We start from the raw sequence: 13,934 nt of genomic DNA, 5'->3' as shown, positions 1-13,934 counted from the left end.
CCTTCTTGGCTGGGGCCTTCTTGGCTGGGGCCTTCTTGGCTGGGGCCTTCTTGGCTGGGGCCTTCTTGGCTGGGGCCTTCTTGGCTGGGGCCTTCTTAGCCATGACCGTCATCTCCTCGGCGGCATCTCGTCAATACCAACATCTCGGCGGTTCGAAGTTCGAGCCCGGCCCGATCGGCGCAGGAGCGTATCGGGCCACCGGTGAACCCGGTGGGATCGTTGGAAAACAGCGTCAGGAACCATCGTCGGCGAAGAACGCCTCGAGATCTCCTTCGTCTCCTCCGACAGCGCCCCCTAGGGAGTCGATCGCCGAAGCACCCGGTGCCGCCGCCAACCGAATGGGTCGCACGACCTCGGTCGGGCTGGACGCCCAGGCTGGCTCGGGCAGGGAAGATTCATCAGCCATAGCTTCCGGGACGTCGTGCATCGTCGTCCGAAGCAAGGTGGGTTCACGGTGTACCGGCGTCGAACTCGTCTGGCCAGGGCCGTCCAGAGCCGCCAGGCCGCCCGGGCGCTCCTCGATTTCTTCAATCAAAGTCGATAGATCGATCACCGCCCGTTGGAGACGGGTCCGATGAGCCCCTAGATGGGCGGCCGTCACCTCGATCTCCTCGCGAACACCGTCCCGCTGGTGTTCCAGTTCGGCGATCTCTGCCAGCATTCGGCTACGCGCCTCCTCTGCCGCCCCGCGGATCTCAATCTCGGCTGCCTCGGAGAGCTCCGAGGCGTCCAGGCGGGCATCTGCGACGATGCGTGCCGCTTCGGCGGTCGCCGTGGCGACCTCGGCCTCGGCCGTAGCACGTGCAGTCCGTGCCGCATCAAGCTCCTCCTCCAACTGACGCTCAGCCAGCGTGGCCCGCTCCTCGGCCCGTCGCTCCGTCAGGTGCAACTCCTCAATGGCGCGCCGAGCCCGATCCAGAAGGGCATCGACCTCCGATGGGTCGTAGCCGCGCATCTTCGTCGAGAACTGGGCGTCATCCAGTTCGTGCACGAGACCAGCTGCCCGATCTACGCCCATGCCACGAGAATTGCCGCGGGAATCCATCACTGAATGTTACCGCCGTGCCTCTGCTCGCTCGGGGCAGGTCAGCAGCCCAGCAGGCCCATCAGGATCGAGAGGCCAAAGAAGGCCACAATGGGTGACAGGTCAAGCGCCATATGGCCCATGCGGACCGCCGGCAGGATCCGCCGGAGTGGTAGCAGCACCGGATCAGTGACGGTGTAGAGCACGCCGACCACGGTGGCCATCGGGCCGTCCCGGGAGACGGGAAACCAACTCATTAGAACGCGGACCACCAGCACGAGCAGGTAGAGCTGGAGAAGCGTGCAGAGCATGGAGGCCGTCAATCTCCGAGATGGCGGCGGTCCTCGTCGGACACCTCCACATCGGACGGGGTGAGCAGGTACACCTGGTGGGTGATGCGTTCCATCTGCCCCCCGCCGCCGTAACAGACACCGCTGGCGAAGTCGATGATCCGCCTCGACAACTCGGCATCCTGGCCTTGGAGGTTGACGATCACCGGCTGCTTTGCCTTGAAGCGGTCCGCCATCTCCTGGACGTCGTTAAACGAGGTTGGAGTCACGGTGCACGGCTTGGCCGTGGTCGCCGGCTGGAGGGATCGCACGGTGCCCGTCGATTCGGCCGGGAGGGTCCGCACGGTATTGGATGTCTGGGTGCGGGTGTGTAGTGGGCTGACCTTGCCGCCGGTCTCGGCGGCCACCCGAGCCTCGGCGAACTCAATGGATGACAATGGCCCACGTAGGATCGGCTCGTCGCTCAGGTCCTCGTAGGCCTCATCGGGGCCGAGTCCCAGCCACAGCATCAACTTCTTCATCGAACACCGATGGTATCGGCACACCCGGTCCGCTCCCGGCACCCCGGCCCCCAGACCAGCTCGCCACCCGAGTAGCTAGCCAACTGGTGAGCAGAATCAGCCGGGCCGATCGCCGAACAGCGCACGGCCGATGCGGACCATTGTCGAACCGTGTTCGATGGCCGATTCCAGGTCATCCGACATTCCCATGGATCGCTCAACCAGACCAAGATTGTCGGCAAGCCGTGCCACCACTCGGAAGGCCGTTCCAGTGGCCTCGACATCTCCGATCACCCCGACGGTCATTAGGCCCGCTACCTCCAACCCACCGTCGACCGCCCTCGACACCAGACCCTCGACGTCGGACGGTGGGCAGCCTCCCTTGCCCGGCGTGTCGGCTGGATCAACTTGCACGAGGATCCGGGCACCGGGCGTCCGACGAGCCAACTCGTCGACCAAGTCGACGCGGTCGACGGTCTGCCAGAGAGAGACAATCCCGGCCAGGCGACGAACCTTGTTTCGCTGGACCCCGCCGATCATGTGCCATCGGGCCGACGGCACGGTCCCCTCGACCTCAGCTTCCCTTTGGGCCTCGAGCTCTAGGTGCTTACCCAGCAGTTCCTGGGCGTAGTTCTCGCCGACCTCGGTCCGGCCGGTGGCCAAGACCGCACGCACTGCGTCGGCCCCGAAGGCCTTGGTCACCGGGAGCAACGAGGTTCGGCCTCCGCTGAGTTCCCGGAGGCGGTCTTCGAGGAGACCGAGGCGCGAGGCCAGTTCATCTGGCGATGAAAACCGGTCGGTGCCGTGTTCCAACGTTCAGCCCTCCTCGGTCCAGGCCACCATGGCCTGACGACGGGCGGTTGCCGTGGCCCGGTGCGACCAGTACCGGTCATCGCACGAGGTGCAGGCCCCGTCGTGGGTCACAGGGATGCCGGCCCCAACCAGTATCCCCGACAGGGCCGCCGAGAGGTCCAGAGCCGGCCGACCGGCCGTCGTCGTGGAGCGGATCGACGATCCAAACAGGATCGCAAGGTCATCCAAATCAGCGTCGCCGAACTCGTAGCAGCAGGCCCCTATATGCGGCCCGACCACCGCCGCGACCGGCGTGATGTCGTCCAGCCCCTTCATGGCCTCGACGGTTCGCTCGACGATCCCAGCCCTGAGGCCTCGCCAACCGACATGGGCCACGCCCACGCAACGGCCACCCAGCAGGGCCACCGGCGCGCAGTCGGCGACCCGGATGGCCAGCGCCGCGTCGACCACCGCGGTGACCGCCGCGTCGGCCCGGGTCCCGGAGTAGGCGCCGGCAGCATCCACCACGACCACGCCGTCACCGTGCACCTGGTCCAGCAACGTCCAGGGTCGTGTCCACCCTTTCGCTTCGGTAAAGGCGTCACCCGGACCGCCGATGGTGACGTCGCCGGCAGCGGCGTCACCATCGGTGATCTCGGACATGACGACCCGGGCGGTCCGACCCGACGGGAGACTCCGTCGGATCAGTTCCCTGGCCATCGGCCCCTACCTGAGAAAGCTCGGAACGTCGAGGTCGTCGCCGCGATCGGCGAACACGTCGACGATGGCGTCGCCGCCAGCCAACGGTGCGGCCGACTCGGCGTGGGGACGATCACCATCCCATCGGTCAAAGCCCGCAGCGATGACCGTGACCCGGACATCGTCACCCATCTCATCATCGACCACGGTTCCGAAGATGATGTTGGCCTCGGGGTGGGCTACGCCGTGGACCACCTCGGCCGCCTCGTTGACCTCGAACAGGCCCAGATCACGCGGGCCAGAGATGTTCAGGAGAATGCCGCGGGCTCCCTCTATGGAAGCCTCGAGCATGGGGCTAGAGATGGCCTTACGGGCCGCGTTGAGGGCCCGCCCGTCGCCGGTGGCCTGCCCCACGCCCATGAGGGCCGACCCGGCCCCAGCCATGATGGTTCGCACGTCGGCGAAGTCAGTGTTGATGAGGCCCGGCGTGGTGATCAGGGTCGTGATGCCCTGCACTCCTTGGAGGAGCACCTCGTCAGCAGTATCAAAGGCGTTGAGAAGAGCGGTCTTCTCGTCAGAGACATCCAGCAGGCGGTCGTTCGGGATGACAATCTGGGTGTCGACCTTCTCCTTGAGCTGCACGATGCCCTGCTCGGCCTGAACCGATCGACGACGACCCTCGAAGCTGAACGGTCGGGTGACCACGCCGATAGTCAAAGCCCCGGCGGCGCGTGCCGCCTCAGCGATGATCGGGGCACCACCGGTACCGGTGCCACCACCCTCGCCTGCGGTAATGAACACCATGTCAGAACCTTCGAGCGCCTCCTCGATCTCGGCCCGGTGATCCTCGGCTGCCTGGCGGCCGATCTCGGGATCGCTCCCAGCGCCCAGTCCGCGGGTGAGCTCTCGACCGATGTCCAATTTGACGTCGGCGTCGCTCATGAGGAGTGCCTGGGCGTCGGTGTTCACGGCTATGAACTCGACACCCTTCAGGCCGGCATCGATCATCCGGTTGACGGCGTTCACGCCGGCACCGCCGACGCCCACCACCTTGATCACTGCCAGGTAGTTCTGGGGGCTTCCCACCATCGGTTTTTCCTCTTCTCGTTCTCGTTGGTTCCCGTGCCGTCCATGGTGGTCGGCTCACGATCGGTCCGGGGATCGTCCAGATGCCATCGACACCCATGCCTAACCTTCAAGTAGAAGTCGAAGGTTGAAACACTTTGAACCCGATCCGTGGTCAAGAGACTACGGCGCGTGGTCAAAGAACGTCAACCCATCAGGCCTCAGGCTCCGAAACCCGATTTCAGACGGCCGTTCAAGAACAGTGCATATCGTCTCGGCGAACGACGGGGATGTCGTGGACGGAGACGTCGATGCGAACGATGCACGACAGCTCTACCCGATGCAGCACGGTGGCCAATGCCCTCATCTCATCGCGGTAGTCGTCGCCCAGGCCCAGGTCGGCTTCGACTCCGCCCACTAACTCGGCCCGCACGCCGTCTCCGGTCGGGACGAGGGCGACAATCCATGCAGCCAGATCCTCTGTGACAGCATCCGCTGCATCCAGCAGCGATCCCAGACCCGGCAGGCGGACCCCGGGACGTCCCACACCGTCGACCCTGATGGTCGGCAGCGACGGATCGGCAGTGTCAAGGTGCTCGAGCACCGTACCGTCGGCATCCAGTGCTGCCAGTCGACCGTCGGACGCCACTGCGTTAACCACCGCCCGACGTTCGACGATCCACACCACCACCGCACCAGGCCAGTCCCGTTCCACCTCGACACCGGCCACTCTCGGAAGGGCCGCCACACGAAGGGCCATCTCGTCGAGGTCTATACCGGTCATCGGCGAACCAACGGAGATCGAGAGAGCCTCCAGCACGGAGGATTCCTTCAGATTCGATGAGGTCCCCACGATCCGAATCTCATCGACATCGAGCAGTTCAGTGCGTGTGGCGGCGAACAAACCCACCGCCGTGACAATCAGCGAGAGTGCCACCCAGGCCACGACGAGGCCTCTACGACGAGGAGTAGGCGAAACGGTTGAGCCAGTGTCCTGACCAGTGTCCTCACCAGCGTCCTGACCAGTGTCCTGACTGGTCTCCATCAGAAGCCGACGAGCACGGTCTCAAACTCGAGAGTGACTCCGTGGACCTCGCTCACCAGTCGAACCACCTCGGCCATGAGACGGACCACGTCGTCAGCCGATCCGCCCTCGTCGACCTGGATGAAGTTCGCATGCCTCTTGGACACCTCGGCCGTCCCAATTCGAAGCCCCCGACCGCCGGCCGCATCGATCAGCCGGCCGGCTGAATCGTCGGACGGGTTGGTGAACACCGACCCGGCATTCTGTCCACCGGGCTGATTGGCCCGCCTCCACCGCACGATCTCGGCCAGACGGGCCTCGCCCGCCGCCCGGTCGCCGAGAGGGAGTCCAAGCTCAACGGACACTACGACCTCGTTCCCGGCCACCGACGAGCTCCGATAGCCCAGTGACAACTCGTCCACCGCCCGGGTTCTACGTAGGCCGGTGGTCAGATCCACCGTGGAAGCGCAGACGAGGACCATGGACATGTCGGATCCATGGCCACCAGCATTCATTCGAACGGCACCCCCGATTGATCCGGGCACCCCGACCGCCCACTCCATGCCGGCCAACCCCTCGGCTACCGTGCGCCTGGCAACCACCGGAAGGCTGGCTCCCCCACCAGCACGGACCGTCCCGCCACCCGTCTCCAAGTCGACCACCACCTCATCGAAACCGGGCCCCAGTTGAACGGCCAGTCCGGCGAATCCGTCGTCGGAGACGAGCAGGTTCGATCCTCGACCCAACACCAACACTGGGATCACCCCAATGCCAGATTCTCTACCAGAAGCGAGGCCCGCCTTGGCGACGGCTCCGGCCACCCGTTCTAGTTCGGCGACATCAGCAGGCCGGACGAACCGGGCGGCGGCCCCGCCCACCCGATAAGTCGTCAATGCCCCTATGGGATGACCGACCCGGACACCTTCCAGCAGGCCCGCCGATAACAACGCTTCGTCCAATGCGCCAAAGTCCTGTACCTCGGAGGCCGCTCCGGGAACCTGTTCAGGCATCTGCTGCCCCATGGTGCACCAGCCGCTCCCTCAGGTCGGTGGGAACCGAGGTCAGGTCACCCGCCCCCATGGTCAGGCAGAGATCCCCATCCCGGAGTTGGGCTACCAGTGCGTCCACTAGGTCGTCGCGACGAGGCGCATATCGGACGTCTAGATCTGGCAGGTCTCTACGGACGGCGTCCACCACCAGTTGGCCGGTGATCCCCGGGCGGGGCGCCTCCCCGGAGGGGTACACGTCGGTCACGAAGAGCAGATCCACCCCCTCGAAGGACGGCCCGAAGGACGACCAGAGCGCTTCGGTCCGACTAAATCGGTGGGGTTGGAAGACAGCCACCAGACGACCGAAGTTGCCGGTGCGGGCCGCCCGAATGGTGGCTGAGACCTCGGTGGGGAGGTGGGCGTAATCGTCCACCAAGGTCACCCCACCGGCCCGCCCCCGATGTTCAAATCTTCGGGCCACGCCGCCGAAACGCCCGAGTGCGTCGGCCACGGCCAGCGGATCGGCCCCGACAAGCAAGGCCAGGACGATCGCCGATGCAGCATTTCGCGCGTTATGTAGGCCGGGAACAGGAAGCGCCACCGACACGGCGGCCCCGGGTCCCCGCAGGACGAACCCCACGCCGTCCCATGACTCCTGGAGTTCGGTGATCATCCAGTCGGCATCGTCCGACGTTCCCACCGTGCAAACATCGAGACCATTCCGTCGGGAGCGTTCGGCCAATGCCGCTCCCTCGGAATCATCGATGCCGATCACCACCGGACCGTCCACACCCCTGACGAACTCATCGAATGACGATCGCAGCGCCTCGAACCCGCCATGATGCTCAATGTGATCCGGTTCCAGGTTGGTCACCACAGCCAACTCTGGTTCCAGTCGGAGAAAAGAGCCGTCGCTCTCGTCCGCCTCCACCACGAACAGGTCCCGACTGTCCCACGCCGCCCCAGTTCCAATCTCGTTCACGTCGCCGCCGATGACGAACGACGGTCGGAGTCCCGCCCCACGGAGGGCCAGAGCCAGCATCGATGACGTAGTGGTCTTGCCGTGGGTACCCGCCACCGCCACCGTCATACGGAGACGGGAGATGGCGCCTAGAACCTCGGCCCGACTCAGTAACGGAACTCCCCGATGGACGGCCTCCCGACATTCCGGATTGTCGTCAGGCACCGCTGTCGACCGGGTTACGACGTCGGCCTCCCCGACATGGGCCGCGTCGTGTCCGATATGAACCTCGATGCCCTGTGCCCGGAGACGATCCAAACCGGTGGTGGCCTTCAGATCTGATCCCGAAACCCGGTGTCCCATGGTGGCGAGCACCTCGGCAATCGCACTCATGCCGGCACCGCCGATGCCGATCACGTGGACATGCACGATCGACGCAAGATCCAGGAGACCATCACCGCTCATGATGACGAGTCCCCCGAGACGAGTCGACCATCCAATAGATCCGCGACCATCTCTACGACACGATCGGCAGCATCGGGAACCCCGACCGATCGAGCGCCGTCCGCCATGGCCTCCAATGAGGTCGGACTGGCCAGCAGCACAGACAGTTCCGCTTTCAACCGGTCTCCATCCAACTCTCCGTCAGGCACCAGTCGCGCCCCGCCACACCGCTCGAGGTGTTCGGCGTTAGCCGTCTGGTGGTCACCGGGAGCGCCGGGCAGCGGTATCAGAATCGACGGCACGCCAATGGCTGACAACTCGGCGACGCTTGTCGCCCCGGCCCGGCACACCACCAGGTCCACGGCGCTCAACACGGTCGGCATGTCGGCCTCGTATTCCACCGGGCGATACTCGACCTCCGGTCCTGGCGAACCGGCCCGTTCCCGAGGGTCGTTCCAGCCTCGGGCGCCCACCACGTGCTCGATAACCACCGGACCACCCGTCCAGTCTTCCACCGCACCCGCCGCCGCACGGTTGATGCGCCGTGCGCCAAGAGATCCACCAAAGACCAACACGAACGGCCGGCCGTCGACACCCAGGGCCTTGCGAGCGGACCGGCGATCGGACGCCCCTTCGCCGGGACTCCGTCGACCGTACGCCACTGTCTTGACGGCACCACGGACAGGGTTCCCGGTCACCGTTGAGCGGGGAAGGTCCGTGCCCGGAAACGAAACCGCGCAGGCCCGGGCGAAGCGGCCGGCCAGTCGGTTAGCCGCACCCGGCACGGCGTTCTGTTCGGCCACCAGCAGCGGAACACGCAGGATGATGGCAGCAAGGGAACACGGCACGCTGGCGTAACCACCAAGGGACAACACCACGGCCGGTCGGCTACGGACCAATAGCACCAATGCCTGCAGGAAGGCCAGTGCCAGGCCGGAGACCGCTAACAGGTTGGCCGGCGTCAGCGTCCGTTGGATGCCCCGCCCCGGAAGAACGGTCAGGCCGAAGCCTGTCGGAGGCACCAGGTCGACCTCGATACCCCGTCGACTACCGACCAGGTGCACCCCCGAGCGGTCCGCCACGACGCCCCGGTCCACCAGCGCCTCGGCAATGGCCAGCCCTGGTAACACATGCCCGGCCGTACCACCCCCGGCGATCAGGATCCTTCGAGCCTCCGACCCGCTCATGGCGTCTGCCGGGCCACGTTCAACAGGACGCCGTACGCGGTCAGGGTGAGAACCATCGAACTCCCGCCGTAGGAGACGAACGGCAGAGGCACCCCGGTGATGGGAAGCACACCCAAGACTGCACCGATGTTCACATAGGCTTGGATCATGATCCAGGTCGTGATGCCGGCCGCCAGTAGTTGGCCTAGACGATCGGGAGCATGAAGCGCTGTGTTCAGGCCGACTAGTCCGATCACCAGGTAGACGAGGATCACGCCGAGGGCCGCCACGAAGCCGAGCTCCTCTGCCACGATGGCGAAAATAAAGTCCGTCTCAGCAAACGGCAGGAAACCCCACTTGGCCCGACTGGCCCCCAGGCCCATGCCCCAAAGCCCGCCGTTTGACATGGCAACCCCGGCCTGGATGGACTGCCAACCGGTGTTGAGCGGGTCGCTCCACGGGTCGAACATAGACAGCAGACGCTCGCGTCGGTAGCCGGCGGTCATCGTCATGGCCCCCAGCATGCTGACGCCCAACGCTGCGGTTGCCCCCACAATGGCCAGTCGCAGTCCGGCGAAGAAGAGCAGCGAGGCGGCGATGGCCCCCAGGATCATCGTGGTTCCCAGGTCAGGTTCGGCGTAGACGAGCGCACCCACTCCGCCCAGCACGGCGGCAAGCGGCAGAATTGTGCCCCGAAGGTCATTTACCGGTCGACTCGAGAGGAGGACCGACCCGTAGAGAATGACGGCCAGTTTGGCCAACTCTGATGGCTGGAAGGTAGCGGCACCGACGCCGATCCACCGGGACGAACCGTTGGCCCGAATACCAATACCCGGGATGAAGACGGTCAGCAGCAGTACCACCGAGCCGACCAGGAGCCAGACAGCCATCGGCTTCAGTCGCCGGTAGTCGAGCCTCGAGGTGGTCACCAGTCCAGCCAGACCCAGCACAACCCAGATGAGCTGGCGGCGCTGGTGGTACCAGGCATTGCCGTGGATTCGGAGGTCCTGAACCGATGCCGCCGAGAGGACCATCACGATGCCCAGCAGGACCATCAGCATGGCCATGAAGGCCAGCACCACGAAGCGTGCTGGACGGCGTGACCGATACGTCGACGCGCCTAACTCTCGAGACCGACGTTCATCGGTAGTCACGACGTTCACGCCCCGGCCCCATCCAAGGAACGCACGATCCGTCCGAAATCAAGGCCACGTTCCACATACGATCCGTACCAGTCGAACGACGAACAACCCGGGGAGAGCAGCACCGTTCCGGAACCGTCGGCTGCCCCGTGGGCCAGGGCCACCGCCTCGTCCATCGAAGTGGCCTCGTGGACGGGACAGCGGCCGGTGAACGCCTCGACGATCTCGTCGGCCGCCTCACCAATGGCCACCACGGCCCGGGGTCGGGACCTGCCCAGCACAGCGAGGTCCACACCCTTGTTACGCCCACCGGCGATCAGGACCGATCCCGGCAGTCCGGCCATGGCGGTCAGCGTGGCGTGCGGCGTGGTGGCCTTACTGTCATCCACGAACCGGACGCCCTCAATCTCGGCCACCAGAGCCATCCGGTGTGCCAATCCGGCGAACCCGAGCAGAGTCTCGGCGCAGGCCGTCCGGGAAGCTCCGGCGCGGATGGCCAGAGCAGCGGCCGCCTGAGCATTGTCTAGGTCATGGGGCAGCGAACGCATCAGCGCGGCCACCTCGATGAGGGGCTCGTCGTTCACGATCAGAAGAGCGGACGATCCCTCACCGTCGACTCGGCAGGGCGTCTCAACACCCCCGAACAACAACGCCCCCTCGGGAGCGTGGGCCATGACCACGGGATCGGAAGCATTGGCCACCGCATCCGCTGGCCGGGCTACCCCTTCGAAGATCCGGGCCTTAGCTGCCTCATAGGCGGAAGCGTCCGCGTGTACGTCAAGATGGTCCGGCGCGAAGTTCAGCCACCCGGCGGGCGACGCCTTGAACATATTGGCGTGACTAAGACGGAACGAAGAGGCTTCGACCACGAAGGTCGACACCTCTCCGTCATCGATGGCCGCCACAAGCGGCGTATCGGTGTTCCCGGCCGTCAAGGTCCGAATGCCGGAACGTTCCAACATCTCCGCCACCAGAGTCACCACCGTGGTCTTCCCGTTGGTACCGGTAACAGCGCAACGGGGACGGTCGTCCCAGCGGGCTGCCAGATCAGACTCATCGATCACCGGGACCCTGGCCGCCCGGGCCGCGGCATGGCAGGGGTGGGAATCGGGAACCCCGGGACCCATGACTACCTCACTGATTCCATCCAGCAATCGTGGCCACTCGTCGGCCGCCGGCGCCTCCACCAGCGACACACCAAGGCGATCCGCGCACTGGCGGGCCGCACCACCAGGCGCATCATCTACGGCCACCACATAGAACTCCCGGCGGACCAGGGCATCCAGCACAGCCCGACCGGCTACTCCCAGTCCGAGGACCAGAGTGGTTGCGTCGCTCATCCGCCGAGCCCGTCGGCCACCCCGGCCGACAATGAATCGGCATAGAAAATCCCCAGACCTGCAGCCGTGCAGAGTCCTGACATGATCCAGAACCGGATGATCACCGTGGTCTCGGGCCATCCGCTCAGCTCGAAGTGATGGTGAAAGGGCGCCATCCGGAAAACCCGGCGACCACCGAACAGGCGGAAGCTCGCGATCTGCACGATCACCGACACCGTTTCGGCCACGAACAACCCGGCCACGATGGGCAACAGTAGGTGCGTCCCGGTGGCCAGAGCGAGGGTGGCCAGGCCCGTACCAATGGCCAGGGACCCCGTATCGCCCATGAAGATCCGGGCCGGAGCGGCGTTCCACCACAGGAAGCCCAAGCAACCGCCGGCCATGGCCGCTGCTACCACCGCCAAGTCCAGGGCATGGGCGATCTCGTAGGTCTCGGGATACCGAAACTGCCAGAAGGCGATGACGGTGTAGGCACCGAAACAGAAGGTGCCCGCCCCGGCCGCCAGGCCGTCTAGGCCGTCGGTCAGATTGACGGCATTGGCCGAACCGATGATGAGGAGCACGGCCCAGATCGACCAGAGAATCGAACCCAGTTCAATACCCGGCTGGTCGAAACGGGTGACAGACAGCGTGGTGTGGGTCGGTGCGTGTTCCAGCATCAGTACAGCGAAGGTAAGAGCCACTGCAAAGAGCCCGAGCATCTTGGCCCGCTTGTTGAGACCGAGGTTGCGCTCACGCACTACCTTGATCCAGTCGTCCATCAGCCCGACCACTCCCCCACTGATGATGGCCAGCATCACGAAGATTCCAGTGCGGGTATAGATGCCTCGGTAAAGGTCGCTCAGGACATAGCCCAGAAACGCCCCGCCGATGATGGCCAGTCCTCCCATGGTCGGCGTACCGGCCTTGGTGACGTGACCCTCCGGACCGTCGTCTCGGATGGGCTGGCCGAGCCGCAGACGGGTTAACCAAAGGATCAGCACGCGGGTACCGATGAGAGATACCACCATGGCAATGCCGGCTGCCAACAGGATCCGGATCACCGCTCTACCCCCGGACCGGACCCACTGTCCATTATCCGTGACCACTCCTCGACGACCACCGCGCGGTCGTCGAATGGGAGTTGAAGACCCGCCATCTCCTGGATGGTTTCGTGACCCCGGCCCGCCACCACGATCAGATCGGCGGCCGACGCTGCAGCCAGAGCGACGGCGATGGCACGACGACGGTCGGGCTCCACGAGCGGATCGGGTCGTTCCATTCCCGCAAGGATGTCCGCTATTACCCCCTCAGGTGGTTCACCCCTCGGATTGTCCGACGTGACGACCACGACATCGGCGGCTTCTTCGGCCATCTGACCCATGAGCGGCCGCTTCCCGACATCACGATCACCACCGCATCCGAACACCACCAGCAACCGCCCAGGTGCTGACGCACGCGCTTTGACCTGACCGTCCAGAACCTCCCGGGCGGCACCCAGTACCGCCGAGAGGGCATCGGGCGTGTGGGCGTAGTCGACGATCACGGTCGGACCGTCGGCCAACAGGACCGGCTCGAAGCGTCCGGGTACGGGAGGGGCAGCTGCGAGGCCGGCAACCACCTCGTCCTCCTCGCATCCCAGAACCATGGCCAACTCAGCAGCCACCAGCGCGTTAGTAACGGTGAACCGGCCACCGGTGGCTACCCGCACGGTCCGCCCCCTCCAGGTCAACGTGCATCCGTCGGGCCTCAGATCGGCATCGGTTCCTACTGGATCGACCCGTACGACTAACAGACCCGCCGCTTCGGCCACCGATGCCATGCGTGTACCAGCGGCATCGCCCACGTTCACGACCGCGTGGTTTGAGAAGCCTTCCTCGAACAGCCGGGCCTTGGCCGCCTCGTAGACGGCCGGGGAACCATGGAAGTCCAGGTGGTCACGTCCGAGGGTCGTGAACCCCACTGCGGCAAACGTGGTCCCATCCACCCGGTGCTGGGCCAGAGCATGGGAGGAGACCTCAATCGCGGCCGCCTCGACACCGTCATCGACCCAACCGGCGATGGTGGCCTGAAGGTTCGTCGCCTCCGGCGTGGTCCGCTCGCCGGACAAGGTGCCCCATGACCCTGCGCGGCGGCCCGAGGTCTCGAGGATGAACCGGAGTAGGTGGACGACGCTCGTCTTGCCGTTGGTGCCGGTCACTCCCACAAGGTCAAGGGCCCTTGACGGCCAACCGTGGAGCGCCGCAGCCACCGGTCCGATGACGGCGCGCACCGAAGGCACGATCACCGTCGGTACCGTTGCGTCCCCGATTGACCGCTCAGCCAGGACCGCAACAGCACCGGCGGACACCGCTTCGGCGACGAAGCCGTGTCCGTCATGGGTGCCACCGGGGATACAGCAGAACAGGTCACCATCGGTGACCTCCCGTGAGTCATGAACTACGCGGAGCACATCGGGATCACCGGTCGAGCCACATGGTTTCAGACCGGCTGTAGTAAGCAACGCGGCGAGCCGCACG

The 13,934-nt window shown here is 65.4% G+C and carries 14 protein-coding genes; all 14 read right to left on the bottom strand.

The annotated features are described in order from the left end of the window. Positions 1-232 precede the first annotated feature (232 nt). The gene (locus QF777_03570; protein MDP6910629.1) at positions 233-1,045 is read right to left on the bottom strand and encodes a DivIVA domain-containing protein; all 813 of its coding nucleotides are present in this window, start codon (positions 1,043-1,045) and stop codon (positions 233-235) included. Between the two features lie 41 nt (positions 1,046-1,086). After that, on the bottom strand, positions 1,087-1,335 hold the full coding sequence (locus QF777_03565; GenBank protein ID MDP6910628.1) for a YggT family protein: 249 nt from the start codon (positions 1,333-1,335) through the stop codon (positions 1,087-1,089). Positions 1,336-1,343: 8 nt separating this feature from the next. Continuing rightward, on the bottom strand, positions 1,344-1,835 hold the full coding sequence (locus QF777_03560) for a cell division protein SepF (GenBank protein ID MDP6910627.1): 492 nt from the start codon (positions 1,833-1,835) through the stop codon (positions 1,344-1,346). Between the two features lie 96 nt (positions 1,836-1,931). After that, complete coding sequence (locus QF777_03555) at positions 1,932-2,627, bottom strand: alanine racemase (protein ID MDP6910626.1); 696 nt, start codon at positions 2,625-2,627, stop codon at positions 1,932-1,934. Positions 2,628-2,630: 3 nt separating this feature from the next. After that, complete coding sequence (locus QF777_03550) at positions 2,631-3,326, bottom strand: polyphenol oxidase family protein (protein ID MDP6910625.1); 696 nt, start codon at positions 3,324-3,326, stop codon at positions 2,631-2,633. A 6-nt stretch (positions 3,327-3,332) separates the two neighbouring features. Next, entirely contained in the window at positions 3,333-4,394 is a 1,062-nt protein-coding gene (gene ftsZ / locus QF777_03545) for a cell division protein FtsZ (protein ID MDP6910624.1), read from the bottom strand. A gap of 229 nt (positions 4,395-4,623) precedes the next feature. Beyond that, a complete protein-coding gene (locus QF777_03540) occupies positions 4,624-5,415 on the bottom strand; it encodes an FtsQ-type POTRA domain-containing protein (GenBank protein ID MDP6910623.1) in 792 nt (263 codons plus the stop codon). Then, entirely contained in the window at positions 5,415-6,404 is a 990-nt protein-coding gene (gene murB, locus QF777_03535) for a UDP-N-acetylmuramate dehydrogenase (GenBank protein ID MDP6910622.1), read from the bottom strand. Before murB ends, QF777_03540 begins: the two co-directional genes overlap by 1 nt. Further along, positions 6,397-7,809: a UDP-N-acetylmuramate--L-alanine ligase gene (gene murC / locus QF777_03530; GenBank protein MDP6910621.1), complete on the bottom strand. Its 1,413-nt coding sequence runs from the start codon at positions 7,807-7,809 to the stop codon at positions 6,397-6,399. Before murC ends, murB begins: the two co-directional genes overlap by 8 nt. After that, positions 7,806-8,975: an undecaprenyldiphospho-muramoylpentapeptide beta-N-acetylglucosaminyltransferase gene (gene murG, locus QF777_03525; GenBank protein MDP6910620.1), complete on the bottom strand. Its 1,170-nt coding sequence runs from the start codon at positions 8,973-8,975 to the stop codon at positions 7,806-7,808. Before murG ends, murC begins: the two co-directional genes overlap by 4 nt. Continuing rightward, positions 8,972-10,117 (bottom strand): putative lipid II flippase FtsW, encoded by a 1,146-nt coding sequence (gene ftsW, locus QF777_03520; protein MDP6910619.1) that lies wholly within the window; start codon positions 10,115-10,117, stop codon positions 8,972-8,974. The genes murG and ftsW overlap by 4 nt, the downstream gene beginning before the upstream one ends. Continuing rightward, complete coding sequence (gene murD / locus QF777_03515) at positions 10,114-11,436, bottom strand: UDP-N-acetylmuramoyl-L-alanine--D-glutamate ligase (protein ID MDP6910618.1); 1,323 nt, start codon at positions 11,434-11,436, stop codon at positions 10,114-10,116. The genes ftsW and murD overlap by 4 nt, the downstream gene beginning before the upstream one ends. Then, positions 11,433-12,479, bottom strand: a complete 1,047-nt coding sequence (mraY, locus tag QF777_03510) for a phospho-N-acetylmuramoyl-pentapeptide-transferase (protein ID MDP6910617.1) — start codon at positions 12,477-12,479, stop codon at positions 11,433-11,435. The genes murD and mraY overlap by 4 nt, the downstream gene beginning before the upstream one ends. Next, the gene (locus tag QF777_03505; GenBank protein ID MDP6910616.1) at positions 12,476-13,933 is read right to left on the bottom strand and encodes a UDP-N-acetylmuramoyl-L-alanyl-D-glutamate--2,6-diaminopimelate ligase; all 1,458 of its coding nucleotides are present in this window, start codon (positions 13,931-13,933) and stop codon (positions 12,476-12,478) included. Before QF777_03505 ends, mraY begins: the two co-directional genes overlap by 4 nt. Between the last annotated feature and the right edge of the window lies 1 nt (position 13,934).

Source organism: Acidimicrobiales bacterium, from assembly GCA_030747595.1.
Lineage (GTDB): Bacteria > Actinomycetota > Acidimicrobiia > Acidimicrobiales > MedAcidi-G1 > UBA9410.
This window is presented reverse-complemented; position numbering and strand designations above follow the sequence as displayed.

Excerpts from the sequence above, each read along its gene's own strand:
- murD (MDP6910618.1), bottom strand. The coding sequence starts at position 11,436 with ATGAGCGACGCAACCACTCTGGTCCTCGGACTGGGAGTAGCCGGTCGG.
- murG (MDP6910620.1), bottom strand. The coding sequence starts at position 8,975 with ATGAGCGGGTCGGAGGCTCGAAGGATCCTGATCGCCGGGGGTGGTACG.
- ftsZ (MDP6910624.1), bottom strand. The coding sequence starts at position 4,394 with ATGGTGGGAAGCCCCCAGAACTACCTGGCAGTGATCAAGGTGGTGGGC.
- QF777_03570 (MDP6910629.1), bottom strand. The coding sequence starts at position 1,045 with ATGGATTCCCGCGGCAATTCTCGTGGCATGGGCGTAGATCGGGCAGCT.
- murB (MDP6910622.1), bottom strand. The coding sequence starts at position 6,404 with ATGCCTGAACAGGTTCCCGGAGCGGCCTCCGAGGTACAGGACTTTGGC.
- murC (MDP6910621.1), bottom strand. The coding sequence starts at position 7,809 with ATGAGCGGTGATGGTCTCCTGGATCTTGCGTCGATCGTGCATGTCCAC.
- QF777_03560 (MDP6910627.1), bottom strand. The coding sequence starts at position 1,835 with ATGAAGAAGTTGATGCTGTGGCTGGGACTCGGCCCCGATGAGGCCTAC.
- QF777_03540 (MDP6910623.1), bottom strand. The coding sequence starts at position 5,415 with ATGGAGACCAGTCAGGACACTGGTCAGGACGCTGGTGAGGACACTGGT.
- QF777_03550 (MDP6910625.1), bottom strand. The coding sequence starts at position 3,326 with ATGGCCAGGGAACTGATCCGACGGAGTCTCCCGTCGGGTCGGACCGCC.
- QF777_03565 (MDP6910628.1), bottom strand. The coding sequence starts at position 1,335 with ATGCTCTGCACGCTTCTCCAGCTCTACCTGCTCGTGCTGGTGGTCCGC.